20 protein-coding genes and 1 pseudogene are annotated in these 22,797 nt (G+C 50.5%); 11 read left to right on the top strand and 10 right to left on the bottom strand.

The window, feature by feature from the left end:
• Positions 1-5: 5 nt before the first annotated feature.
• From ABGV42_RS28025 to ABGV42_RS27985, 9 genes and pseudogenes are all read right to left on the bottom strand, one after another.
• Positions 6-296, bottom strand: coding sequence for a helix-turn-helix domain-containing protein (locus ABGV42_RS28025; protein WP_347385231.1), 291 nt, complete (start codon positions 294-296; stop codon positions 6-8).
• Between the two features lie 1,014 nt (positions 297-1,310).
• Positions 1,311-1,622 (bottom strand): annotated as a pseudogene (locus tag ABGV42_RS28020) (PucR family transcriptional regulator ligand-binding domain-containing protein); the annotation flags it as partial.
• 459 nt (positions 1,623-2,081) lie between these two features.
• Positions 2,082-5,294 carry an efflux RND transporter permease subunit gene (locus ABGV42_RS28015; RefSeq protein ID WP_347384646.1) on the bottom strand — a complete coding sequence of 1,071 codons (3,213 nt, stop codon included), beginning with the start codon at positions 5,292-5,294 and terminating at the stop codon, positions 2,082-2,084.
• Positions 5,295-5,330: 36 nt separating this feature from the next.
• Complete coding sequence (locus ABGV42_RS28010) at positions 5,331-6,281, bottom strand: TetR/AcrR family transcriptional regulator (protein ID WP_347384645.1); 951 nt, start codon at positions 6,279-6,281, stop codon at positions 5,331-5,333.
• A gap of 200 nt (positions 6,282-6,481) precedes the next feature.
• Positions 6,482-6,613, bottom strand: a complete 132-nt coding sequence (locus tag ABGV42_RS28005; RefSeq protein ID WP_347384644.1) for a hypothetical protein — start codon at positions 6,611-6,613, stop codon at positions 6,482-6,484.
• Between the two features lie 112 nt (positions 6,614-6,725).
• On the bottom strand, positions 6,726-7,040 hold the full coding sequence (locus ABGV42_RS28000) for a DMT family transporter (protein WP_175396691.1): 315 nt from the start codon (positions 7,038-7,040) through the stop codon (positions 6,726-6,728).
• The gene (locus ABGV42_RS27995) at positions 7,040-7,384 is read right to left on the bottom strand and encodes a DMT family transporter (RefSeq protein WP_347384643.1); all 345 of its coding nucleotides are present in this window, start codon (positions 7,382-7,384) and stop codon (positions 7,040-7,042) included. The genes ABGV42_RS28000 and ABGV42_RS27995 overlap by 1 nt, the downstream gene beginning before the upstream one ends.
• Positions 7,381-8,004 (bottom strand): TetR/AcrR family transcriptional regulator, encoded by a 624-nt coding sequence (locus ABGV42_RS27990; protein ID WP_347384642.1) that lies wholly within the window; start codon positions 8,002-8,004, stop codon positions 7,381-7,383. Before ABGV42_RS27990 ends, ABGV42_RS27995 begins: the two co-directional genes overlap by 4 nt.
• A gap of 124 nt (positions 8,005-8,128) precedes the next feature.
• On the bottom strand, positions 8,129-9,610 hold the full coding sequence (locus tag ABGV42_RS27985; RefSeq protein ID WP_347384641.1) for a phospholipase D family protein: 1,482 nt from the start codon (positions 9,608-9,610) through the stop codon (positions 8,129-8,131).
• Positions 9,611-9,870: 260 nt separating this feature from the next.
• On the opposite strand from ABGV42_RS27985, the gene ABGV42_RS27980 reads away from it, so the two are divergent.
• The 9 genes from ABGV42_RS27980 to fni all read left to right on the top strand — a co-directional run bounded on the left by ABGV42_RS27980 (position 9,871) and on the right by fni (position 20,408).
• The gene (locus tag ABGV42_RS27980; protein WP_347384640.1) at positions 9,871-10,803 is read left to right on the top strand and encodes a MerR family transcriptional regulator; all 933 of its coding nucleotides are present in this window, start codon (positions 9,871-9,873) and stop codon (positions 10,801-10,803) included.
• 314 nt (positions 10,804-11,117) lie between these two features.
• Positions 11,118-12,668, top strand: coding sequence for a phytoene desaturase family protein (locus ABGV42_RS27975; RefSeq protein ID WP_347384639.1), 1,551 nt, complete (start codon positions 11,118-11,120; stop codon positions 12,666-12,668).
• A complete protein-coding gene (locus ABGV42_RS27970) occupies positions 12,665-14,128 on the top strand; it encodes a phytoene desaturase family protein (RefSeq protein WP_347384638.1) in 1,464 nt (487 codons plus the stop codon). The genes ABGV42_RS27975 and ABGV42_RS27970 overlap by 4 nt, the downstream gene beginning before the upstream one ends.
• Positions 14,125-14,997 carry a phytoene/squalene synthase family protein gene (locus tag ABGV42_RS27965; RefSeq protein ID WP_347384637.1) on the top strand — a complete coding sequence of 291 codons (873 nt, stop codon included), beginning with the start codon at positions 14,125-14,127 and terminating at the stop codon, positions 14,995-14,997. Before ABGV42_RS27970 ends, ABGV42_RS27965 begins: the two co-directional genes overlap by 4 nt.
• A gap of 47 nt (positions 14,998-15,044) precedes the next feature.
• Positions 15,045-15,764 carry a carotenoid biosynthesis protein gene (locus ABGV42_RS27960; RefSeq protein ID WP_347384636.1) on the top strand — a complete coding sequence of 240 codons (720 nt, stop codon included), beginning with the start codon at positions 15,045-15,047 and terminating at the stop codon, positions 15,762-15,764.
• Positions 15,733-16,494, top strand: a complete 762-nt coding sequence (locus tag ABGV42_RS27955) for a lysophospholipid acyltransferase family protein (protein WP_347384635.1) — start codon at positions 15,733-15,735, stop codon at positions 16,492-16,494. Before ABGV42_RS27960 ends, ABGV42_RS27955 begins: the two co-directional genes overlap by 32 nt.
• 1 nt (position 16,495) lies before the next feature.
• On the top strand, positions 16,496-17,644 hold the full coding sequence (locus tag ABGV42_RS27950; protein ID WP_347384634.1) for a glycosyltransferase: 1,149 nt from the start codon (positions 16,496-16,498) through the stop codon (positions 17,642-17,644).
• On the top strand, positions 17,641-19,119 hold the full coding sequence (locus ABGV42_RS27945) for a phytoene desaturase family protein (protein WP_347384633.1): 1,479 nt from the start codon (positions 17,641-17,643) through the stop codon (positions 19,117-19,119). Before ABGV42_RS27950 ends, ABGV42_RS27945 begins: the two co-directional genes overlap by 4 nt.
• Positions 19,120-19,340: 221 nt before the next feature.
• Entirely contained in the window at positions 19,341-20,408 is a 1,068-nt protein-coding gene (gene fni, locus ABGV42_RS27940; protein WP_347384632.1) for a type 2 isopentenyl-diphosphate Delta-isomerase, read from the top strand.
• Between the two features lie 80 nt (positions 20,409-20,488).
• Here fni and ABGV42_RS27935 read toward each other — a convergent pair whose 3' ends face one another.
• Positions 20,489-20,920, bottom strand: a complete 432-nt coding sequence (locus ABGV42_RS27935; RefSeq protein WP_347384631.1) for a hypothetical protein — start codon at positions 20,918-20,920, stop codon at positions 20,489-20,491.
• 71 nt (positions 20,921-20,991) lie between these two features.
• Between ABGV42_RS27935 and ABGV42_RS27930 the strand changes: the two genes are divergently transcribed.
• Both ABGV42_RS27930 and ychF read left to right on the top strand, forming a co-directional pair.
• Positions 20,992-21,543 (top strand): GNAT family N-acetyltransferase, encoded by a 552-nt coding sequence (locus ABGV42_RS27930; protein WP_347384630.1) that lies wholly within the window; start codon positions 20,992-20,994, stop codon positions 21,541-21,543.
• A 107-nt stretch (positions 21,544-21,650) separates the two neighbouring features.
• Positions 21,651-22,751: a redox-regulated ATPase YchF gene (ychF, locus tag ABGV42_RS27925; protein ID WP_127537255.1), complete on the top strand. Its 1,101-nt coding sequence runs from the start codon at positions 21,651-21,653 to the stop codon at positions 22,749-22,751.
• The last annotated feature ends 46 nt before the right edge of the window (positions 22,752-22,797 follow it).

Raw genomic sequence — 22,797 nt, 5'->3', positions numbered from 1 at the left:
GCCGTTTATGCAATTGGACCATTAACGTATTCATAAGCGTAGATGGCGAGCTGGGTGGCGATGCGTTTCTCGGGGAGGATATAGTCTTCTCCGAGCAAGGCTTCAATTTTGTCCAATCGGTGATAGAGCGTCTGTCTGACAATGAATAGGGCGGTGGCGGTTTCCTGTTTGGAGCAGCACAGCACCAAATATTGCTTGAGCGTGCTCAGCAGCTGGCCGCCCCTTTCTGCGTCATGCCGGATGACGGGACCGAGGTATTCTTCAATAAAATCCTCCAGATTGCCACTCTGCTTCATCCCGGCGATGATGCGGTAACCGTGAAGATTGCTGTAAAACGGCTGCTGCATGGGTCCAGCATCCTTCTGAATGCGCAGCGTTTCCTTGGCGGCATCCAGGCTGTCCTTGAGACGTGACAAATCGGCACAGCTGGGACCAATGCCCAGCAGACCGGAGAACAGACGGTGGGTCTGGTCCGTTTCATGCTGCTGGAGCTGCTCTATGCACCGCCAGATATTGCTTTTGCGCTGAGGGCCAGACTGAGGATCGAGGACGATCAGGATGATCTGATGGTTTAATACCGTGCTGAACAGGGTGAACCCTTCCCTGGAAAATACAGAGCGGGCAACGATGTTGCGTTGTATAAGCAGCTTCTGGAGCTTGAGGCTGTCGGTATAGCTCGGATTATTGTCAAACAAAACGACGGTGCCTTTGCTGGCAGCAAGCAGGGGACTTGCCGACAGATACTCTTGAATTTCCTTTGCCGTGTGATGCCCGTTCAGCCAGTCGATGACCCACATGTCTTCCTTGTAACGACGCTTCTCCTCCATGTATTTGGTTCGCATCCAGTCCTGTGCAATGGCAGCCGCGCAGCGCTCCAGCGCCTGAATGACATATTCATCGGAAGGGTTGTGACGCTGTAACTCAGACTCGTGTTCCGGAAGTCTCTCCAGAAAGAGTACCAGGTCAGCAAAGGTGTAATCGAGCGCCTGAATAGGTAGGGTATAGGCATCCGTGGGTTGCTCTAAACGATTCGTCTGGCTCATTTGTCCTGTCTCGGGGTAGTGGTTGTGCTGGGTGAACCATGCCTTTCTACGGTTCTCCAATTGCTCTGGCGGACAATAAGGAACCGCACTGGCCTCCCCTTCGAGTGGATATAACGCAACCGGGCAGCCGGTTGTGCGTGATAACAAGCGAAGCAGCGGCTGCACGCCGTCTCCGTTTAGCAGGAGTTGGTTGAACGAGGTGGTCAGATTGTCGAGTTCGGCGAGCATCCGCTGATGGCTGCGAATCAGGGCGAAGTGCAGGTCTTGCGTAATATCAATATAGCGGACTTGTTCATGAAACCAGATCAGCGGAAAATCATCTGCTGCTGCAATTTCCTTCATCGCTCCGAGTTGCGACTTGGTGTGAGTCCCCAGCTCGATACAGAGCCCGGCAGCACCACGGGCAATTAACTGCCGCAGGAAAGACAAACCCTGCTGCTCATCCGCCTGCCAGCCGATGCCGGTGGTCAGCACCAATTCTCCCCCATTTAACAGATCGCCCACATCCGGTACCTCCATAATATGGACCCAACGGACATACCTCTCGAGTGCCCGTTCACTAGCAAGTACCTCTGCCTTGCGAAATACAGGTCATTTCAACATGTCTCTCATCTGAAGTTGAAGTGTCGTTTCCCCCATACAGCCACCGTCCTTCCCCCAATTGCATGCCGATTGCAACCCCGCCTTATGATGCAGGTTTCTGAAGAGCGTTTGTACTGTTGTGATGTACGAGCTGGATGACCTGTCTACGATCCGTTAACTTACATAATTAAGCTATATTATAAGTCCGTTAACAGATGATGGGCTGAAATCTAACGCGGATTTGTTTTACTTAACAAAGTAGGCTCCTTTTTTTGTGATCTGGAATAATCAAGTTCGGAATGGTGTGGTTTTACCTGACATTCAGGGAGGGGAACCCGTTAATGGTCAACAAAAAACCTCCTGATCTCATTGGAATGAACAGCCATTCCAATGAGAACCAGGAGGTTTATTATAATACCGTATTGCTCTTTATGGATCGAAGTTCAAACGAGCAGTTTAATCTTCGATTCTTTTCTTCTTGAATTTCATCAGGAATTCATACACGATTGGCACAATCACCAGGGTGAGCAGCGTAGAGCTGATCAGACCGCCGATAACGGTAATACCAAGGCCTTTCGAGATGATGCCCGCGCTTTCTTCCAGTCCCGTAACGAGTGGCAGCAATGCACCAATCGTTGCAAGTGCCGTCATCAGGATTGGACGCAGACGTGTTGCACCTGCTTCAAGCAAGGCTTCACGAGTAGACATGCCGTCTTTCTCCATGTGAATGACTCGGTCGATCAGGACGATCGCATTGGTGACTACGATCCCGATCAGCATCAGTCCACCCATCATGGCAGAGACGTCAATGGTGCCCCCAGCCAGGAACAGGCCTACCATGATACCAATAACGGTAAACGGCAGGGAGAACAGGATGGCGAATGGTGCGAGTCCGCCGCCAAATGTAACGACAAGTACAAAGTATACAATGGCAATGGCTGCCAGCATGGCAAGACCCAGTTGGGTGAAGGTGTCATTGATCTGTTCGGTTGTTCCACCAAACTTCACTTCAACGCCATCAGGCAGGTCCAGCTTGTCGATGTTATCCTGCAAGTTTTGGGAAGCCTTTTGCACATCGGAAGCCAGAATGTTGGCTGATACCTGAGCAACGACTTTGCCGTCAATACGCATAATCGAGTTCGGAGATGTGCCTTCTTCGACTTTTGCAACATCCTTGATCGGTACTTGGATGCCTAGCGGAGAAGTCACTGTCTCATTTTCGATATCAGTGATGCTGTCGAATGTTTTTTGATCTGTCTCGACATACACTTTATAGGTTTTGTTATCAATATCCACTTCCGTCAGTACCGAGCGTTCCTGTGCAGGGCTCAGTGCCATAGCCAATTGGCCTGCAGTCAGACCGAGCGAGCTCAGCTTTTCCTGATCTGCAACGAGGGTGTATTGACCATACGTGTCAGAGAGTGTCGTGTCCGCTTTTTCGAAGTTTTCGGTATCTGCTTCAACCAGCTTGAACACTTCATCCGTGACAGGCTTGAGCTGTTCCACGTTGTCGCCATAGATGGAGATGCTCAGGCTGCTGCCTCCCAGACCGCCGGACATATCCAGCTCACTCCAGGTACCTACAGTCACTTCTTTACGCAAACCTTCAACAAGGTCTTCCTTCACTTGAGTGAAATCTTTGGTATCTTCGTTGTATTCAATATAGAAGAGTGCCGAGTTGGAGCTTCCTCCACCCATGCTGCTCAGTGGATTGCCGCCTCCGATGGAATACTGCATTTTCTCCAGACCAGGCTGTTTCAGCAACCACTTTTCAGCAACAAGTGCTTCTTTTTCAACATCTTCACGCAGGGACCCGGTTTCCGGGCTGTATGTGATGGTCACATATTTGTCCTGCTGTTCAGGCAAGAAGCTTGCACCGATGAACGGATACAGGAACAAACTGCCGACCAGCAAGAGCACCGCGATACCGACGGTGATGATTTTGTGCGAAAGTGTCCAGTTCAGCAGGCGTTTGTAGCCTTCGGCCATCTTCCCTGGTTTTTCTTCATGATTTTGCTTGTTCTTCAAGCCTTTGCGGAACAGGGTATGAGCCAGCATAGGAACGATGGTGATAGCCACGATCAAGGATGCCAGCAGTGCAAATACCATGGTTAATGCAAATGGCATGAAGAGTTCGCCCACCATGCCGCTAACGAGTGCGAGTGGCAGGAACACGGCGATGGTTACAATGGTAGAAGAGAGGATTGGAATGAACATTTCACGGGTCGCTTCCCGGATCAGTTCACGGCCTTTCAGTTTCTCTCCCTTAAGGGTCAATCTACGATAGATATTCTCGATAACGACGATGGAGTCATCCACGACCCGTCCAATGGCAACGGTCATGGCACCCAGCGTCATCATGTTTAACGTGATGTCCATCATATAGAGCGCGGTCAATGCCATGAGCAAGGAGAGCGGAATAGAGATAATGGAAATAATCGTTGAACGAATATTGCGCAGGAACAACAGGATAATCAGGATGGCAAACAGGGCACCGAAGACCGCTTTGCCAAGCATCGTATTGACGGAATCCTGAATTGGTTTCCCTTGGTCGAGCAATACCGTCAGCTGTGCGTTTTTGAATTGGGACTGCAATTCTTCCGCTTTGTCTTTAACTGCATTCACGACATCAACGGTGTTGGCGTCATTGGATTTCACGACAGAAATACCGATGGACTCCATGCCATCTGTCCGGGAAATGGATTCTGCCTGACCGATGACCTCAATGTTCGCGATCTCACTTAATTTTACCGTAGGGATTCCTGCTGCATTGGCAGCACCAGAAGCACTACCTGCACTTGCATTTCCACCCGCGGATGGTGCGGCAGCTGGGTTCGATCCCTGTGCGGCATCTGGATCTGCTGCTTGGCCGGCAGCACCGCCTGCTTGAGCAGATGGATCTGCTGCTGCGCCTGCACCGCTTGGTACCACAGGAATGGCAAGGTTCTTCAGGTCATCGAGATCGATGATATTACCATCGACCACAACGGCTTTCTGTGCTTCGTCCAGTTCGAATAATCCCAACGGAACGCGGACAGAGGAACCTTGAACGATGCCGTTAACGGTATCTTCCGTCAGGCCGAGTTCATTCATTTTATCCTGGTCGAACTTCAGTTGAACTTCCTTGACATACTGACCGGAAACCTGTACTTGGGCTACACCGTCGATATCTTCGAGTGCAGGCTGAATATCGGATTCAACGAGTCTGGTCAACTGTTCCAGATCTCCGCCGTCCTTATCGGACAAGCTCAGTGAGACAACCGGGAATGAATTAATGCTGAATTTGGAAATGGTCGGTTTCTGTACACCGTCCGGGAGCTGCACCTCATTTAGCGCCTCGCGAACAGCTGCAGTAGCGTTGTTCAGATCTGTTCCATAATCAAATTCAAGTGTGATGGAAGCAGCGTTCTCCATGGAAGTGGATGTGAGTGTCTTGATTCCCTCCACATTGCGCAAGGTCTGTTCCAGCGGCTTGGTCACATCTTCTACGATACCTTCCGGAGCCGCTCCGGGATCAATCGCCGTGACACTTAGAAATGGCACATTGATGTTCGGAATGGTCTCCTGTTTCATCGTCAGTCCGCTGTACAAACCAGCGAAGGAAACGATAATGGTCAGAATCCAGATCGCGAACTTGTTGTTCAGTGAAAAATTAATGATTCCTTTCATACGATGGTTTCTTCTCCTCTCTGTTCTCCCTGTTTTCTATTTGTTTGACGAGTCAGCCTGGATGAACCGGCTATACATGGCATCCAGAATATGCTGAAGCTCGGAGTGCAACGATTCAATGGCTGGAATGTTCTCCAGGTTGCGCATCATGCCCAGAATAATGGCCCGGCGCGGTGTGAATTCCATCATTTCCTGCTTCAGAATGGCGATGGTTTCTAACGCGTCATTCCGGGATTGTCCTGTAGTCAGATCCGTAGTGACGATATCCTGCATCTGTTTGATGATGTGAATGGGATGACGCATCATCGTGGAATCGGTTTTGGATTCGCTGGTCCATGCCGGCCAGTTTTCCAGGCTAATCAAAGGCTCAGGTCGCTGGTCCAGCAACCCTTGCGCTGCATAATCCATCGTTTGCAGCAGATTCGCGGCCATTTTGGATACGGTAAGGGAGGGCATCTCCGTAAACCAGATCTTGATGTAGGACAGGAAAAGACCGTGCGTCAGCAAAATGAGGTCTACAGTATATGGCTCAATCTCGGGACCGTACAGATCCTCCAGCTTATCCTTGAACCAGTGGAGGGTTCGGATCTCCATATCCCTGTGATGCGGGTCGCATTTCCTGCTGGAGTGTTGCTGCTCATCATCCATCATCATGCTGCGCAGCTGCACCCGAAGGAACTCTTTTAATTCGGATACATGGATTAGTAACGTCTCAATCTGCTTGTGCAGACGTTCTCGTGATGTGAGGCCAGCCTCATGTTCAATCTGTGTCATCTCATCCAGCAGGGTGTAGATGCAGTACTCCATCGTACTGGCTTCCAACTCCTCTTTGGATTTGAAAATCAGGTAGAGGCTTCCCTTGGACATGCCGCATAGCTCAGCAATTTCCTGCATGGAAGTTGCAGCACTGCCTTTGGCAGAAAACAGCTTGAGAGCTGTCGTTATAATGAGTTTCTTCTTCTCGTTCATCTCATGAATTGGGTTCATTAACGATACCTTCACCTCATCTGGAACTTATGGGTTCTTGAATTGACTTTAGGGTCAGAACAAGTATAAACGAAGTGGAAGGGTGAATTCAAATGGGAGAGAATTGGAAATTCAAATCATCGGAGTGGCCCGGTTTATTTAGAAGGAGAGAGAGATGGAGGTGAGCATCGGCGTAGATAAATGTGAGAACGCGTAAACAACTATGCTCCATTCCCGAAGGCATGTATGGCCAACATAAGGATGGCTGTCAGTGCGACCAGATAAAATGCACCCAGGAGGATAAGGAATGAATATCCTGCAAGCGAGCTGAGGCGTACCAACCATTTCTTCATACAATCCATCCTTTCCGTTATTCACAGGGTACATAATTCTATTTACATGATATACCAAAAAGACGACTTCCTGATGGAAGTCGTCCGAGTTTTTACAAAATAATTACAATGTTTACGTAATCAGTTTCAAACCGACTGCAGCCACCAGAATCATGGCAATGAACAGCAGCCTTTTGGCTTCCTTGCGTTCACCGAACAGGAACATGCCCGTTAATGTGCTGCCAACGGTACCAATGCCCGTCCAGACAGCGTAGGCAGTGCCCATCGGAATGGAGGTCATGGCATAGGACAGCAGCGAGAAGCTGAATACAAAGGAAACGAGCATAAGCACGATATAAGGCCAGCCCTTTTTGGTAGAAGCGCCGTTAATTCCGATCACGCCAAAAATTTCACAGATGCCTGCGCCTACGATTGCTAACCATGCCATTATGCCACACCTTCTTTCGCTTCTTCTTGTTGATCCGTGACCAGTTTCAGTCCGATGACGCCACAGAGCAGCAGTCCGATCAGCAGGATTTTGGCCAAACGGAAAGGCTCACCGAACAGCAGCATTTCCGCAAGCACGGTGCCTGCGGTTCCGATTCCGGTAAATACGGCATATACGGTGCCCACCGGCAATCTCTTGGAGGCTGCGATGATCAGTCCGAAACTGATGATGATGGCTGCAGCGGTCAGAGCCCATTCCCATAGATTGGAGGCATGTTTCAGTCCGCTTACCCAGACAATTTCGATGATGCCTCCGATAAATACGTATAACCAATTGCGGTTCATGATGATGTTTCTCCTTCCGGCACGATCTTCTGTGCCTCTTCGTTCAAATGATGAATGCCATGCCAAAAGACAGGCCAAGCGGCTTCAAGACGTCTCGTATAACGGCGTGAGCTTCCATAGATAATCTCCACAGTAATGCCATCGAGAGAAGTCATAAAGGCAATGGCAGCTTGTTCCGTTGGAATCAAAGGTAATTCGCCATGACGTACTGCTCGCTGCAGGAGCCTGTTCAGAGATCGCTCCATGCCATCAAGAAAGGGATGCACGATGTCCATGACTTCGTTGTATAACCCGGGAGGGGGGAAGTAGGACATACGCAGCATCAAGCGTGTTGAAGGGCTGGCGTTATATTCCTGTTCGAACCAGGGAAACACACCCTTGAGTCTGTCTTCCAGGGGAAGGTCGGCATGATCGCGGAAATATTCCAATGTATGGCGTTTTACTTCTTGAAAAGCATGAGCCAGTGCCTGGAGGAACAAGTCTTCCTTGCCGCTGAAATGGGCGTATATGGACGGTTTCTTAATCCCTACATCGTCAGCGATAGCCCGAAGGGATGCCCCTTCATAACCATCTCTGGCAAAGTGGAACAAGGCCGCATTTCGTATGGATTGTGCTGTCATTTTGCCCACCTTCCTAACGGTCGTTAGGAGACCATATTTTCATATTTCACATCAGATGTCAAGTCTATTCAAAAAAGCCGCCTGCAAAAATATCACAGGCGACCCATATACAGCTCAGGCTGGATTAGAACGTGGTAAACCCCAGTATGAGCTGCAGTTTATAGAGAATTCCTTTCAGAAAAGTGGTTTTCTCCTGGAATTCATCCAGATTCAAAGTGAACTCGGCATCCTCATTATTCCACACTCGCTCGAAATAATCCGCCACACTTCGGGTAAACTCATTATCCGCAGGCGCAGCGACCCATAGTTCATTTTCAAGATTATAGTCGTTCATGTTTCGGGGAGTAAGGTTGGTGGAACCGCCAAGCACAATATGATCCCCGGTGGCTTTGGCAATATACATCATTTTGGTGTGATACTGTTCCTTGGTTGTGTTGTACCAGCGGATTTGGATTCTGCCGTCCGATTTGTCATGCAGCTCGGCAGCTACAGGCCGATTCGGAATACCGATTTTCTCCTGGCCGAAGGCATTCTCATTCGGATCGAGCACAAGCCGGATATCCACTCCCCGTTTGGAAGCATCCAGCAGCGCGTCCAGTACTTTTGGAGAAGCAATGTAGAACATGCCCATCCACAAGGTATCGCCTTTCTCCATGAGCTTGATCTCATGCAGGACGGCATCATTCACTTTTCCTTCGGTCAGATAGCGAATTCGCAGATCACCCTTGTTTGGATCCGTCGAAGGAGCTGTATAGAAAGGAACCTGACCTTCCCCTGATATGTCCAGTACGGCTTGTTCCGAATGGAGTATATCCCCAATGACGGGCCCTGTAACTTCAAATGCCACATTGGAGTGATAGGCACTTGCATCATGGATATTGCCGGAGGAGACGATCGCTTTTTTCTCGCTGGCGACGACCTTGCGATGATTGGCCTTAACATTAAGCAGCTTGAGATAGGAGCGCATCGTAACGTCTGGGCCGTCGCTTGCCATCAGGTTCGGAATCCAGCCATCACCCGCCTGGCCAAACCATTGGAAGAACGTACGCCAGACTGCCGAGTATACGGGCGTCGAATCCCGGAGTGGATCCACATTGGTAATCACAACTTCAATGCCGGCCTGCTTCATTCGCTCCAGCAGTTCGTTGGGTGCAGAATTATAATTGGTGTTCACTTCATCCGTAATGAACAGAATCTGCATGTCGGGATGCTGCTTTTTTTTGGCAACCAGAGCATCTGTGAATTCTACGCTAACCGGTGGAAAGTGCTGACCCTTATGCTGATAGTTGTTGAACAGGAACATATCCACCACCACAAATTCCTCCGCCTCCTCCACAATCTGCAGCATGCGCTGAAAAATCTGCTGTTCATGTTCCATCTGCCCGTCTGCGGACGGATAAGTTAGATCGTGAAGGAATGCGACCTCGTCTACGCGATATTCCGGGCTTTCATAGGAAATGCCTGCGGGTAGTGGTTTATAGGTTTGATATAACATGACCGCCACAAGCCATAAAATAAGTAATCCAAGGGCTGTTCGTATGTATGGAAAACGACGTCTGGATGTTTGGTGTTCTGATGATGAGCGCCTTGTAGTAAACAACGGCATATCCCCTCTCTGTAAACGTGCTGACTACTATTACCACTCTGTCATGAACATTGACGCAGGCCGCCTAGGGGACAGAGATAAATGTATTTAATCCATAAATGATTTGATTGAATGCAATCGACAGGTGTAAGGCCGTTGTGTATAATGAGTGTATTATTTTTGTGGAATGTTGGGATTTTCATATCCCTGACAAGGACGGAGGAAGTATTCGTTAACCTATAGATGGCATGGATATTTCAGAAAAGAGAGTGGGTAATCAAGTGTATTCCATCAAACAAGTCGCTGCCATGCTGGACATTCCAACGGTTACGCTCCGGGCTTGGGAGAATCGGTACAGTGCGGTAACCCCAGAACGGACGGAATCGGGTTATCGATTGTACACGGATGAGAATGTTGAAGATTTACGTTGGCTGAAGGAGCAGGTTGAACAGCATCAGTCCAACATATCTGAAGCCGTACGCATGTTAAAAGAAAACAAAGCGAAATTGCCAGAAGCAGTCATTCCGGCTCCGCCTACCGCGCCTGTTCCTACGATGGAAGAGGCCTACTTACGCATGGCTGATCAGATATATGACTCGCTTTACCATTTCCAGGGTGAACGTGCCAACGGGTTAATTGATTTTGGCTTCACCATGTATGGATATGATTCGATGTTTTACCATGTGCTTGTACCTATCCTCGTTCGCGTGGGGGACGCATGGGAGCAGGGCAGAGCATCGGTCGCTCAGGAGCACTTTATGACCCAGCTGATCTCGCAGCGGTTCTATCAGTTTTTCCATCTGTTCCCGATCTATCCGCATCTGCCCAAAGTTCTGGCACTCTGTCCGGAGGGGGAGCATCATCAGGTGGGATTGCTGTTATTCTCGTTGTTTATGCGTAAAAATGGAGCCGAGGTATTATATCTCGGTGCCAATACTCCCGAGGAAGGGGTATTTCCTATTATCCGGGAGCAGAAGATCAAGCTGGTCTGTCTCTCCATTACAAATCCCGGCTTAAGCGAGCAGTGTGATCGGCTTGTCGATCGCATTCTGACCGAGTTTCCGGATATGCGCTTTATCCTTGGCGGCAAGGGTTACGAGCACAATGAGAATGCAGCTTATCCGGATTGGGTCATGCCAGAGCATTCATCAGACTGGCAGGCATGGCTGGAGCGAGAGTATCTGACGGAGAACCCCTCCCGAACGCAGGGTTAAGCGGCAGTTCAGCGGCAGACAAATGGATATGATTGAAGAGTTTAATGAGACCTATTCTCCCAGGATAACGTATGGCTATTCATGAAAAGGCACCCTTTGACGCAAGCGCGTTAGAGGGTGTCTTTTTTTGATATGAACGATATTTTTGCAGTTATTTGACCCGCTAGTCATATTTGTGTTTACAAGTTCGTACAATATTTGTATTATATTTGTATAACGTTTGGATAATATTCGCTTCGATGATTTTTCGATGGTTTAATAATAGGTTAGGAATGGTAGAAGTGGGTTTTCTGACCATTAGAAAGGTGAGTGGCATGATATCTAATCAGCAACGGAAACGGGCGGCTGTTATCGGTGCCGGTCCAGGCGGGCTTGCAGCGGCTATGTTATTGTCCGGTCAGGGATACGAAGTGGACGTTTATGAGAAACAACCGGTGATTGGTGGACGCTCTGCGAGGCTGGAGCTCGGTGAATACCGCTTCGACCGGGGCGCGACATTCTTAATGATGCCTGGACTGCTTGAAGAGATGTTCGACATCGTAGGACGCAAACTATCCGATTACGTGGACTTGAAGGAACTGACGCCCTTGTATGCCCTGAACTTTGGCGATAAGGTGTTCACACCTTCCCGTAACCGTGAAGATACTGCAGCGCAGATCAAGGAATTGTTCCCTGGTAATGAGGACAATTACCTGCGGTTTATGCAGGATGAGGAAGTCAAGTTTGGTAAGGTCATGCCTTTGCTGCGCCGGCCTTTCGGCAAGCTGACAGACTATCTGCGCAAGGATGCGGTAACGGCTCTTCCGAAGCTGGACGTGAACAATACAGTCTATGGCATCCTGTCCCGCTATTTTACTGACGAGCGTTTGCGCTGGGCCTTTACGTTTCAATCTAAATATTTGGGCATGTCTGCCTGGGATTGTCCGGGTACATTCACGATTCTGTCTTTCATCGAGCACCATTATGGACTCTTTCATCCGATCGGCGGTGTGAATCGTGTATTCCAGGCCATGGCTGACATTGTAAAAGAATATGGAGGACGTATACATACATCCTGCCCGGTGGAGCAGGTCATCGTCCGTAATGGCCGAGCCGAGGGACTGCTGCTTGAGAACGGTGAACGCATTGAAGCGGATCATGTGGTCGTTAATGCAGACTTCGCGCATGCGGTGAACCATCTGTTCGAACCGGGTGTGCTTAAGAAATATACGCCGGAGAAAATGAAACGCAAGAAGTACTCCTGTTCTACCACGATGCTCTATCTGGGAGTAGACGTTGAGATTGATCTGCCGCATCACTCGATTTATTTTCCCGATGATTACCGATTGAATGTGGATGAGATCACGAAGCATAAAGTGTTGTCCGCTGACCCGTCTCTGTATATTCATAACCCTTCCAAGCTCGATTCGACACTCGCACCTGCAGGAAAATCTGCATTATACGTGCTCATGCCTTCTCCCAACCTTACGGGAGACATCGATTGGGATGTGGAACGGGAGAACGTGCGCGAAGCGATGATGCAGCGGCTTGAAGCGATCCCGGAGCTGGCAGACATACGGAGCCGAATTGAAGAGTCCATGATGTTCACACCGCTCGATTGGGAAAATGAACTGGATGTGTACCGCGGCGCGACGTTTAACATGGCTCATAATCTGGGTCAGATGATGTATCTGCGCCCGCACAATCAGTTCGAAGAACTGAAAGGGGTATGGCTCGTTGGCGGCGGAACCCACCCGGGCAGCGGACTGCCTACTATATTTGAGTCTGCTCGAATCAGTGTCAGGCTGATCCAGGAAGAGGATGCCAAGACCCGATCGAACCGGTCGCCTTATGTGAAGACCGCCGAAGCCGGAGGCCATTCATGAAGCGGGCAGCTATTGTAGGAGCAGGCATTGGCGGGTTGACCTCGGCACTACTGCTGAATCGGCAGGGATGGGACGTCACCATTTACGAACGGGGTTCCCGAGTTGGCGGACGCATCGGCTATGAGCAGGATGGGGAATATCGCATCGACCAGGGTCCAACCATCGTACTTCTGCCCGACATGCTGCATGGCATTTTGGAGGAGGCTGGCGTGGATCGTTCCAAGGTGGAGCTGCTGCGCTGTGATCCGTTATACAGGGTTCACTATAGCAGCGGACGCGTCATGACCAAGATGACAGACCGCCGTCAGCAGGCCGAGGAGATTGAGCGGTTATTCCCAGGGGAGAGCCGAGGATTCACAAGATTCATGAGGGACATGGATACCCTGTTCCCGGCAGGACGGTCTGCTTTTCTGGAAAGAGCCTTTCCGCGAAAAAGGGATTTCTTCACACCCTCTCTCCTGTCTCTGATGGGCAGGCTGCGCGCACATAAAAGCGTGCGTAAAGCCGTAGGAGATTATTTTCAACATGAGGAACTGGTTGACGCCTATTCGCTTCAGAGTCTGTATATTGGCGGCTCGCCGTTCGGTACTCCGGGAATCTATTCCCTGCTCCCTTACGCAGAGCATGAATATGGAATCTGGATGGTGAAGGGCGGATATGCTGCATTACCTTCAATTCTGGAAACCGAACTGATGGCGCGTGGGGGGCGAGTCGTCCTGAATACAGAAGTAACGGGATTGCGTATTGAAAATGGCGTTTGCCAAGGTGTAGAAACGGCTGCAGGTTCGGAAGACGTGGACGCAGTCATCTATAATGGCGATTTCCCCCATCTGACGGGCCTTCTGGGCACTATCCCGGTAGCTGCGCGCAAAAAGAAACCGTATCGGCCCTCATCTGGTTGTGTGCTGATTTATGTTGGGGTCGACAAGACTTGGGAAGATGCAACGACGCATCAATTTTTCCTGCCACCCAGTCTTGATGGTAGCTTGCGGGAAGTATTCAATCGGCGCCGTATTCCGGAACAGTCTTCATTTTATGTATTTAACCCGGTCGCTGTTGATGATTCCGCTGCACCAGCCGGTCAAAGTGTATTGTATTTTCTTATTCCGGTGCCAGACGCGGAAGGTGTGGATTGGTCCAGGGAAAGCGGGACTCTGGTGGATCGGGTGCTGGAGGAAGCGGAACAACGGGGTTTCCCGGGACTTCGCGCAGCGATCAGATGGAAAAAGGTACGCACGCCAGCAGACGCCGAGCGTGATGGACTCTACGGCGGCGGAAGCTTCGGTATTGCGCCGATCCTGTTTCAATCAGGGGTGTACCGGCCACAGCCGAAGCCGTTCCCGGCGATCCGCGGATTGTACGCAGCAGGGGCATCGGTGCATCCGGGCGGCGGCGTCCCGATCGTCATGCAAAGTGCGCGCATGGCTGTCAATCTACTCATGAAGGAGATGGGAACATGAATGAAACGATTTTGAACAGGTGCGAAGAGTTAATGCAGAGGGGATCTTCTTCTTTTTATCAGGCTTTCAGAGGTTTGCCCAGTCCGCGTCGTGAAGCGGTGTATGTGATCTATGCGTTCTGCCGCATCATTGATGACAGTGTGGATGAACCGGAAAAGTCAACGTATACCATACACGAGATTCGGGATCATTTTGAATACCTGGAAGAGGCGGAAGGCCACTTTATCTGGCCTGCATTGAGATGGTTATTCTCGAACTTTCCCCACCTGGACAAAGGACCCTTCTTCCGGCAGATGGATGGACAGATGACCGATCTTGAGGTGACCCATTATGCAACGATGCAAGATCTTGAACATTATTGCTATCTTGTAGCAGGGACAGTAGGGGAAATGCTGCTGCCTGTGCTGCGGGATGACAACGGTGCCGAAGTGGCCGTAAACGGCATTGCACTTGGCAAGGGCATGCAGATCGTCAACATTATTCGTGATGTGGGTGAAGATCGGGCAAGAGCACGCCGTTATGTTCCGCTCGAAATCATGGAGAAGCACGGGTACTACGAACAGGATTGGGCAGATGGTATTGTAGACGAACGGTTCGTAGCCATCATTCAGGAGTTGAAAGCATCAGCACTCGAATGGTTCCGACTTGGCATGGATCGGCTGGACACCTACCCTACGGAAAGTGCATTTTCCATTGAATTGGCGGCTGCCTTCTACTCGACCATATTACACGCGGTAGAACGTAACGACTATGACGTGTATAACAAACGGGCATTTGTGACCGATGAGCTGAAACTGGAGATGCTTGGGGCCATTGTGAAACGTTATCCGGTATTGGCCTATCAGGCTTCGCGTACGGCGGTCTCCTGATGATCCAGGTCCTGTATTGGGCATGGTACGTCATTGGAGCCACGTTGATGCTTACCATCGGAGTACCTAAACTACTATCGTTTTCGAATGGACTGTTTCTGGTTTTCTATGCACTGTATGTAGTGGATCTGATCTATCAGGGACGAAGAAGAAATCGAATGTCCGACCAGTCAGTCATATGGAAGCAGCCAGGACTCTGGGTATCCTCTGCCATTCTTTGGCTGGGTGGCATGGGGGTGGAATGGGTCGGTGTCCATACGAATTGGCCCTTTGGTGAATACGGCTATTCAGACTTCTTCGGTATTCATCTGTTTAGTGTACCGCTCACTCTGGGATTTGCCTGGATTGCAGTCGTTGGGAACTCCGCTCTGTTAAGCGGCGGCGGTTCGACCTGGATTGGGAAGCTGATACGTGCAATCAAGACCGGTTTCTGGGCTATTCTACTTGATCTGGTACTGGATCCGGTTGCGCACGCCAGAGGTTTCTGGCATTGGGAGGCCCCTGGCGGATTCTATGGCGTTCCCTGGACCAATTACATCAGTTGGTTCATTATGGGTGCGTTCCTGTCGCTCTTTCTTCCTGCCATGCCTGCTGACCGCAGCTCATTGCTGCGGGCCAAGTGGCTGTATCAGCTGTTCATCCTGTTATTCGGTTTGCTCGCATGGAAAGAAGGCATCACAGGCAGTTTCATCATTGCGCTTGTGGGCATGCTGCTAGCAGAAGGGAGCTGGTTCTATGATTCCCGCCGCAAAATCAAAACCGTTTAACCGAATGTTTTATTTATACAATCAGTATTATCTGCTGCACCGGCGCTTCCGTTCGTTCACGCTATCGGGAACACTGGATCCGCAATTTGACGGCAAGGCAGTCTCGCCCATTGACCCGAGCCGGCCTGTGCTCTATTTCATGAACCATAGCTCCTGGTGGGATGGTCTGCTGCTCTATCACGCATCGCGCCGGACTTCTGTAGGGGATCATTACGTCATGATGGAAGAGAGGCAGCTGCAGCATTATGCCTTCTTTCGCAAATTGGGCGCTTACTCCATCAACAAGGAGAGTGCTTCTGCGATCCGAAAGACCATGCAATATACAACAGGGCTGCTTCAGTCCGGTAAAAGAGTGTGGATCTTTCCGCAGGGCGAAATCCTGCATCAGGATGCCAGACCAATCCGGTTTCGCCCGGGCATAGGGTTACTGCTTCGCCGCTCTCCGCAGACACTAGCCGTACCTGTGACCCTATGTCACGGGATGGTTCAGCATGATATGCCGGAGATCTCAATGCTTGCCGGAGCACCTGTAATTGAAGACTGGAGTGTATGGAAGAGCGAGGAGATTGCAGCCAGGCTTGGTCAGGTGTTGGAAGAGCAGTTAGACGAGCATAAGTCTCAGCTGGTCCGCATCGGACAAGGAAGTCTGCCGGGAGCAGTGTCCCTGATTCGTAACGGACGATCCACAAGTGAAAAATACGATGCAGCACGAAAGCGGGGGGGCCGTTAACATGAGTGCATCCGAGATATTATGGATCATATTGACAGCTGCACTCTGTGTGCAGTTGATTTTTGCTCTCTGGAATGCGACCTGTCTTCCCAAAATTCGCTCGTTCCCTGCAGACCGGCTGCTGCAGCAGGATACGCTTGTATCTGTCCTGATTCCGGCGCGGAATGAAAGACTACATATTGAAGGGTGTCTGGAGAGTGTACTCGCAAGTGACACAACCGGCTACCGGATGGAAGTGCTGGTTCTGGATGATCGTTCCGAGGATGAAACGGCGGCCCTGGTTCAGGCGATTGCAGATCGGGATGCACGTGTACGACTGCTTGAGGGGGTCCATCCGCCGGCGGGATGGATGGGTAAATCTCACGCGTGCCATCAACTGGTTCAGGAGGCCAAAGGCGAGTGGTTTATGTTCGTTGACGCGGATGTAAGGCTGGAGCCGGAGGCTATTCGGCATACCGTAGCTGCCGGCTGTGACTTGGGAAGAGGTCTTGTGACAGGGTTTCCCTATCAGGTGGCAAAGACATGGATGGAGAAGCTGGTCGTACCCATGATGGTATTCACGATCATCAGCCATCTTCCCATCTTCATGATACGCAAATCCTCAAGTCCGGTATTCGTAGCGGCAACCGGAGCTTTTCTGCTGATTCATCGTTCAAGTTATGAGGCTTCCGGCGGCCATGCAGCCATTCAGGGAGATCTGGTGGACGACATGAGTCTGGCGAAGGCGATCAAGCGTGCAGGTCATCCGGTTATGCTGGCTGATGTGCATGAATGGGTCAGCACGCGAATGTATCAGAATGGCACCGAAGTAAGGAACGGGTATAAGAAAAACATGTACGAAGGAACGGGACGCAGGGACGTACTCCTGCTGGGTACCCTATTCATGTATACGCTAATGTACCTTGTACCTCCACTTGGACTCCTGTTCGGACTACTGTCAGGGAACTCTACAGCGATCTGGTTTGGACTCATTGGCACACTGCTGGGCATGGGCGTAAAAAGGGTGGCAGATCAGACAGGAGGGCAGCCTTGGTGGCTTGCATGTCTGCAGCCTGTCAGCATGGCCTGCGTGATTGGTATTGGAATGGCATCCTGGCGGGCCGGTCGCTCAGGGAAAGGATACGTTTGGAAAGGCAGGCGGTATAGTTGAGCAGAAAAGTGGTCATTATTGGCGCGGGCTTCGGGGGATTGTCCTGCGCCATTCGCCTTGCATCACAAGGCATACAGGTAACCATGCTGGAGCGCCAAGCTAATATAGGAGGAAAGCTGCAGCAAGTGAAACGGGACGGATATCATTTTGACCGCGGTCCAAGTACGATTACGATGCCTTCCGCCTTCTGCTCTGTTTTTGAGCATGCGGGGACAAAAATGGAGGATTACGTCCAGCTGTATGAGCTTGAGCCTCGAACACGCAATATATTTGCTGACGGTACCGTGGTGGATCTATCCGGCAAACGGGACTGGATGGAAGAACAGATTGCGGCCTACAGTCCGGAAGACGCACTTCGCTACGATGCATTTATGGATGAGTCTGCAGCACTTTATGCGGAAGCCAATCGTCACTTTCTTGGCAAGCTGCTGCTGACCGCAAAGGACAAGTACAACCTTCAGATGCTTCGCAGTTTGCTGCGGGTTCGCCCCGCTGTGAAGCTCAATCAGCTGCTGCGATCCTATTTCAGTCATCCAAACACATTGGCGATGTTCGGCCGTTATGCGACTTACGTCGGATCATCGCCTTATCAAGCGCCATCCATCTTCGCCATGTTGGGCCATGTAGAGGCGGATGAAGGGGTATACGGCGTAAAAGGCGGAACCTACGGGCTGATTAAAGCCATGGCGAAGCTTGCTGAAGAAAAAGGCGTAAGGATTGTGACGGGTACGGAGGTTCGGCAAATTGTCGTTAGACATGGCAAAGTCATCGGTGTGGATACGGATCGGGGTTTCCATGAAGCCGTTCAGGTGGTGGCCAACGGTGATGTGCTCAGTGTAAACCGTCTCCTGCTTGCACCGGAGCATCGGAAGCAGATGAGTGATGGCAGAATTCACAAGTATGAGCCGTCCATTTCCGGTTATGTGACACTGGCTGGCGTGCGGAGGCAGTATGATTCCCTGCTGCACCATACCGTCTTTTTCTCGGAAAGGTATGAACCGGAGTTTGATCATATTTTCCGTGAACGCAGAATGCCTCTGGATCCAACCATCTACATCTGTTATTCCGGTTATTCGGAAGCGGGCATGGCTCCAGCTGGAGCGAGTAATCTGTTTATATTGGTAAACGCCCCGTATCTGTCAGATGCATGGAACTGGGAAGAGCAAACAGAGCGATACGGTGAGTTGGTACTGGATAAACTTGCACAGCGGGGAATTACAGGGTTAAGGCAATCAGATGTGTTAATCCGGTACACACCTCAGGATATTGAGCGCGATACATTGGCTCATCAAGGGTCGATCTACGGGATTTCATCCAATTCAGTGAGGCAGACCTTCTCTCGCCCGGGGAACAAAAGCAGGGATGTGCAGGGGTTATGGTATGTGGGTGGAACCACGCATCCGGGAGGCGGGACGCCGATTGTAACGCTATCCGGACAGCTGGTGGGCGAGCAGCTTGCGTCCGTGCTGCTATGATTCATCAGGGATGAGATGGTGCGCCCTTTCCATAGCATGTCCGGAACGGTATACTGGGTAGAGTTGACGCGTGGAGTATATTGCCGACGACTTTATAGGAATTCTATACATGCAAAAGTGTGCGTTACATATAAGCAAGAAAAACGGATTAATCCAATTGAACGGAACAGGCAGGGGGCCCCTGTCCATCCGCACAATTTCTCACATAAGGAGGTCTCATCATGAATGAACAAGAGCGAGCCGGCAAACGGCTGCTTCCCGAGGTGGCTACGGGGGAACGGAAGCTGGAGCATGTGCGCCTCTGTCTGGAAGAGAATGTGGCAGGAGAAGGGATCACGAGCGGAATGGAACGGTACGTATTTCGTCATAATCCCCTGCCTGAACTGAATTTCGATGAGGTTAGTCTGAACACGGTGTTCTTTGGAAAAGAGGTCCGTACACCGCTGCTCATCAGTTCGATGACAGGTGGAAGCCAAACGACAGGCGCCATCAATGAGCGGCTTGCCCGCGTGGCCAATGCCAGAGGATGGGCGCTTGGCGTAGGTTCCATCCGGGCAGCAGTGGAACAACCTGAACTGGCGACGACCTTCGATGTACGGCGCTGGGCCCCTGACATCCCGGTGATTGCGAATCTGGGTGCAGTGCAGTTGAATTACGGCTTCCATACCGCCGATTTTCAGCGCGCCGTTGAGATTGCTGGCGCGGATGTGCTGGTCCTGCATCTGAACGGTTTGCAGGAGATTTTTCAGCCGGAGGGCAATACGGACTTCAGCGGGTTGTTGAACCGGATCGAAGATCTGTGCCGTACGCTGGATGTGCCTGTTGGGGTGAAGGAAGTCGGCTGGGGCATTGATGGAATAACGGCACAGCGGCTGTATGAAGCGGGGGCGGCATTTATCGACGTGGCCGGAGCAGGAGGCACCAGCTGGGTACAGGTGGAGAAATACCGGAATAACAACCCGGTTCGCCGCGCTGCGGCTGAAGCTTTTGCCGATTGGGGCATTCCGACTGCCGAGTGCATCCGGGAAGTCAGGGCGCTGAATCCGGAAGGGGTGCTGATTGGCAGTGGTGGACTACATCATGGTGTGGATGCAGCCAAGGCGCTCGCACTGGGCGCAGACCTGGCAGGTTTCGGTCGTTCCTTGCTGGAATCTGCAGTGGCTTCGGATGAAGCACTGGATCAGCGCCTGGAGCAGGTGGAGTTCGAACTTCGTACGGTCATGTTCGGTATCGGAGCCGGGCGAATCGAAGATTTGCAGCAGACACCAAGATTGATCGAGCGGCGGTAATACGGAAGAGGGGCATCCCGTCATGTTCATGCTGATGACATCGGGGTAAGCCCCTTTTTGATGTTGAAACGATAGAAGGATTACAGACACTCTTCTTTTACTGTGATATTGTCATTGGTTACGGTGACGTAGGTATTGCCGGATAGATACTCCGTATAACCACAGACGGTCTTGTTATAGATCTCCCCGCGGCTATCCGTAAATTGCAGGTGGACGGATGATTCCCCGGAAGGCCTAAGCCTAGGAGCAAACTTTACTTTTTTGCCGCTGGCGACATCCTTCTTCAGCTTGTACACAGAGCCATCTCTTCCAGTGTTAACCGAGCCTTCACCTTGGACAAGGCTTGCATTAACATTTGTAAGATCGAAGTCAGATTGATTGTGAATGGTGATCCTGAGCGATCTGAATTGGTCTATGGTTGGATAAGCCATACCTATGATGATTCCAAAGAAGATAGTTATAGCCAAGAGAAAGATGACTTTCCATGAAAGCCATTTGCGACGTCTTTTCATTTTATGTGCTCCTCTCGTTATGCTTAATAAACAATGAAAGTCTGACAAAAGTTATGTGGAATTTCTCCTTCATGTATGATGAAAATAAAAAGGTACAGCAGGATAAGGCAGTAGAAAATGTTATGCGGAATTTGAAACGGGGAGGGAATGCTTTGGAGCTTGTGCCGATGAATGATCAAGAGTTTGCGAGTTTTCGGATGCGTTCAATTAAGGATTTTGCTGGAGAGAAAGTAGAAGCAGGGGCATGGGCGGAGGAAGAAGCGCAGGAGCTTGCTGAGGCATCTTATGATCGCTTTTTGCCTGAAGGACTGAATACGCCTGGAGCCTACATTTATAATCTGGTGCATCCGGTGGACGGCAATGTGGGGTATATCTGGTTTAACATTACGGACAATCGTCGGGGTAAGGAAGCCTTCTTGCTCGATATTGTCGTCGAAGAAGCGTATCGTGGCAAAGGATATGGCACCGAAACAATGGACGCCCTTGAACAAGCGGCTCGGAGTCTTCATGTGGATCGGATCGGTTTGCATGTGTTTGGACATAATGTGCGGGCGAGCAGCTTGTATCGCAAGATGGGTTACGAGATTACCGATCTGACGATGTACAAGGAACTTAAACGGTAATCAAGCAGAAACGAAACCCGAAGTTCCTTGATGCCTCCGGGTTTGTCATATATAATGTATAGGATTATCCATACCGAACAAGTAATGAATGAGGAGTTGTCATATACATGGCTTTGAAAGCTGGAATCGTGGGCCTGCCTAACGTTGGTAAATCCACTCTGTTTAACGCAATTACACAAGCAGGTGCCGAGTCGGCAAACTATCCGTTCTGTACGATTGACCCGAACGTGGGGATCGTTGAAGTACCGGACGAGCGTTTGGACAAATTGACAGAACTTGTTGTACCGAAAAAAACGGTGCCAACAGCGTTTGAATTCGTAGATATCGCAGGTCTTGTACGCGGCGCAAGCAAAGGCGAAGGTCTGGGTAACAAGTTTCTTGCCCACATTCGTGAAGTTGATGCGATTGTTCATGTGGTACGCTGCTTTGTCGATGAGAATATCACACACGTAGATGGCAAAATTGACCCGGTAAGCGACATCCAGACGATTAATCTGGAGTTGATCCTGGCTGATATCGAGAGTGTTGAGAAAAAAATCGAACGCTCCAAGAAAAACATGAAGGGCGGCAACAAGCAGGCTGCTCAAGAAGTGGAAGTATTGGAGAAAGTGAAGGCTGTTCTGTACGAAGATAAGCCGGCACGCAGCATGGAATTGACAGACGAAGAGCGTCTGATCGTACGTGATCTGCACCTGCTTACCCTGAAGCCGGTTCTGTACGCAGCAAACGTAGCCGAGGATGAGATCGGTGATGTGGCGAACAATGCCTATGTGCAAAAAGTAAGAGAATTCGCGGCTGCTGAAAATGCAGAAGTGGTGCCGATCAGTGCAAAAGTTGAAGAAGAAATCTCCGAGCTGGAAGGCGAAGATAAACAAATGTTCCTGGAAGAGCTCGGTATCGAGGATTCCGGTCTGAACCTGTTGATCAAAGCCGCTTACAAACTGCTGGGTCTGTACACATACTTCACGGCAGGTGTACAGGAAGTTCGTGCGTGGACGATCCGCAAGGGTACAAAAGCACCGGGCGCAGCGGGTGTAATTCATACAGACTTCGAGCGCGGATTCATTCGTGCAGAAGTCGTTTCCTACGAAGACCTGGTCGCGGCTGGTTCCATGAACGGTGCCAAAGAACGCGGACAGCTTCGTTTGGAAGGTAAAGAATATGTTGTCAATGACGGAGATGTTATGCACTTCCGTTTCAACGTATAATCGGTTAACCAATTTAAGCAGTACATGATAGACATTAACAGCCCTG

Source organism: Paenibacillus pabuli, assembly GCF_039831995.1.
In the GTDB taxonomy this organism is placed as follows: Bacteria; Bacillota; Bacilli; order Paenibacillales; family Paenibacillaceae; genus Paenibacillus; species Paenibacillus pabuli_C.
Note: the sequence above shows the minus strand (reverse complement) of the source record. Positions and strands in the feature narration are given on the sequence as shown.

Bases quoted from the DNA above. Each gene is read 5' to 3' on its own strand.
- ABGV42_RS27970 (WP_347384638.1), top strand. From the start codon at position 12,665: ATGAAGCGGGCAGCTATTGTAGGAGCAGGCATTGGCGGGTTGACCTCG.
- ABGV42_RS27995 (WP_347384643.1), bottom strand. From the start codon at position 7,384: ATGAACCGCAATTGGTTATACGTATTTATCGGAGGCATCATCGAAATT.
- ABGV42_RS27950 (WP_347384634.1), top strand. From the start codon at position 16,496: ATGAGTGCATCCGAGATATTATGGATCATATTGACAGCTGCACTCTGT.
- ychF (WP_127537255.1), top strand. From the start codon at position 21,651: ATGGCTTTGAAAGCTGGAATCGTGGGCCTGCCTAACGTTGGTAAATCC.
- ABGV42_RS28015 (WP_347384646.1), bottom strand. From the start codon at position 5,294: ATGAAAGGAATCATTAATTTTTCACTGAACAACAAGTTCGCGATCTGG.
- ABGV42_RS27985 (WP_347384641.1), bottom strand. From the start codon at position 9,610: ATGCCGTTGTTTACTACAAGGCGCTCATCATCAGAACACCAAACATCC.
- ABGV42_RS27955 (WP_347384635.1), top strand. From the start codon at position 15,733: ATGATTCCCGCCGCAAAATCAAAACCGTTTAACCGAATGTTTTATTTA.
- ABGV42_RS28010 (WP_347384645.1), bottom strand. From the start codon at position 6,281: ATGAACCCAATTCATGAGATGAACGAGAAGAAGAAACTCATTATAACG.
- ABGV42_RS27960 (WP_347384636.1), top strand. From the start codon at position 15,045: ATGCTTACCATCGGAGTACCTAAACTACTATCGTTTTCGAATGGACTG.
- ABGV42_RS27990 (WP_347384642.1), bottom strand. From the start codon at position 8,004: ATGACAGCACAATCCATACGAAATGCGGCCTTGTTCCACTTTGCCAGA.
- ABGV42_RS27965 (WP_347384637.1), top strand. From the start codon at position 14,125: ATGAATGAAACGATTTTGAACAGGTGCGAAGAGTTAATGCAGAGGGGA.
- ABGV42_RS27935 (WP_347384631.1), bottom strand. From the start codon at position 20,920: ATGAAAAGACGTCGCAAATGGCTTTCATGGAAAGTCATCTTTCTCTTG.
- ABGV42_RS28025 (WP_347385231.1), bottom strand. From the start codon at position 296: ATGAAGCAGAGTGGCAATCTGGAGGATTTTATTGAAGAATACCTCGGT.
- fni (WP_347384632.1), top strand. From the start codon at position 19,341: ATGAATGAACAAGAGCGAGCCGGCAAACGGCTGCTTCCCGAGGTGGCT.
- ABGV42_RS27930 (WP_347384630.1), top strand. From the start codon at position 20,992: ATGTATGATGAAAATAAAAAGGTACAGCAGGATAAGGCAGTAGAAAAT.
- ABGV42_RS27975 (WP_347384639.1), top strand. From the start codon at position 11,118: ATGATATCTAATCAGCAACGGAAACGGGCGGCTGTTATCGGTGCCGGT.
- ABGV42_RS28005 (WP_347384644.1), bottom strand. From the start codon at position 6,613: ATGAAGAAATGGTTGGTACGCCTCAGCTCGCTTGCAGGATATTCATTC.
- ABGV42_RS28000 (WP_175396691.1), bottom strand. From the start codon at position 7,040: ATGGCATGGTTAGCAATCGTAGGCGCAGGCATCTGTGAAATTTTTGGC.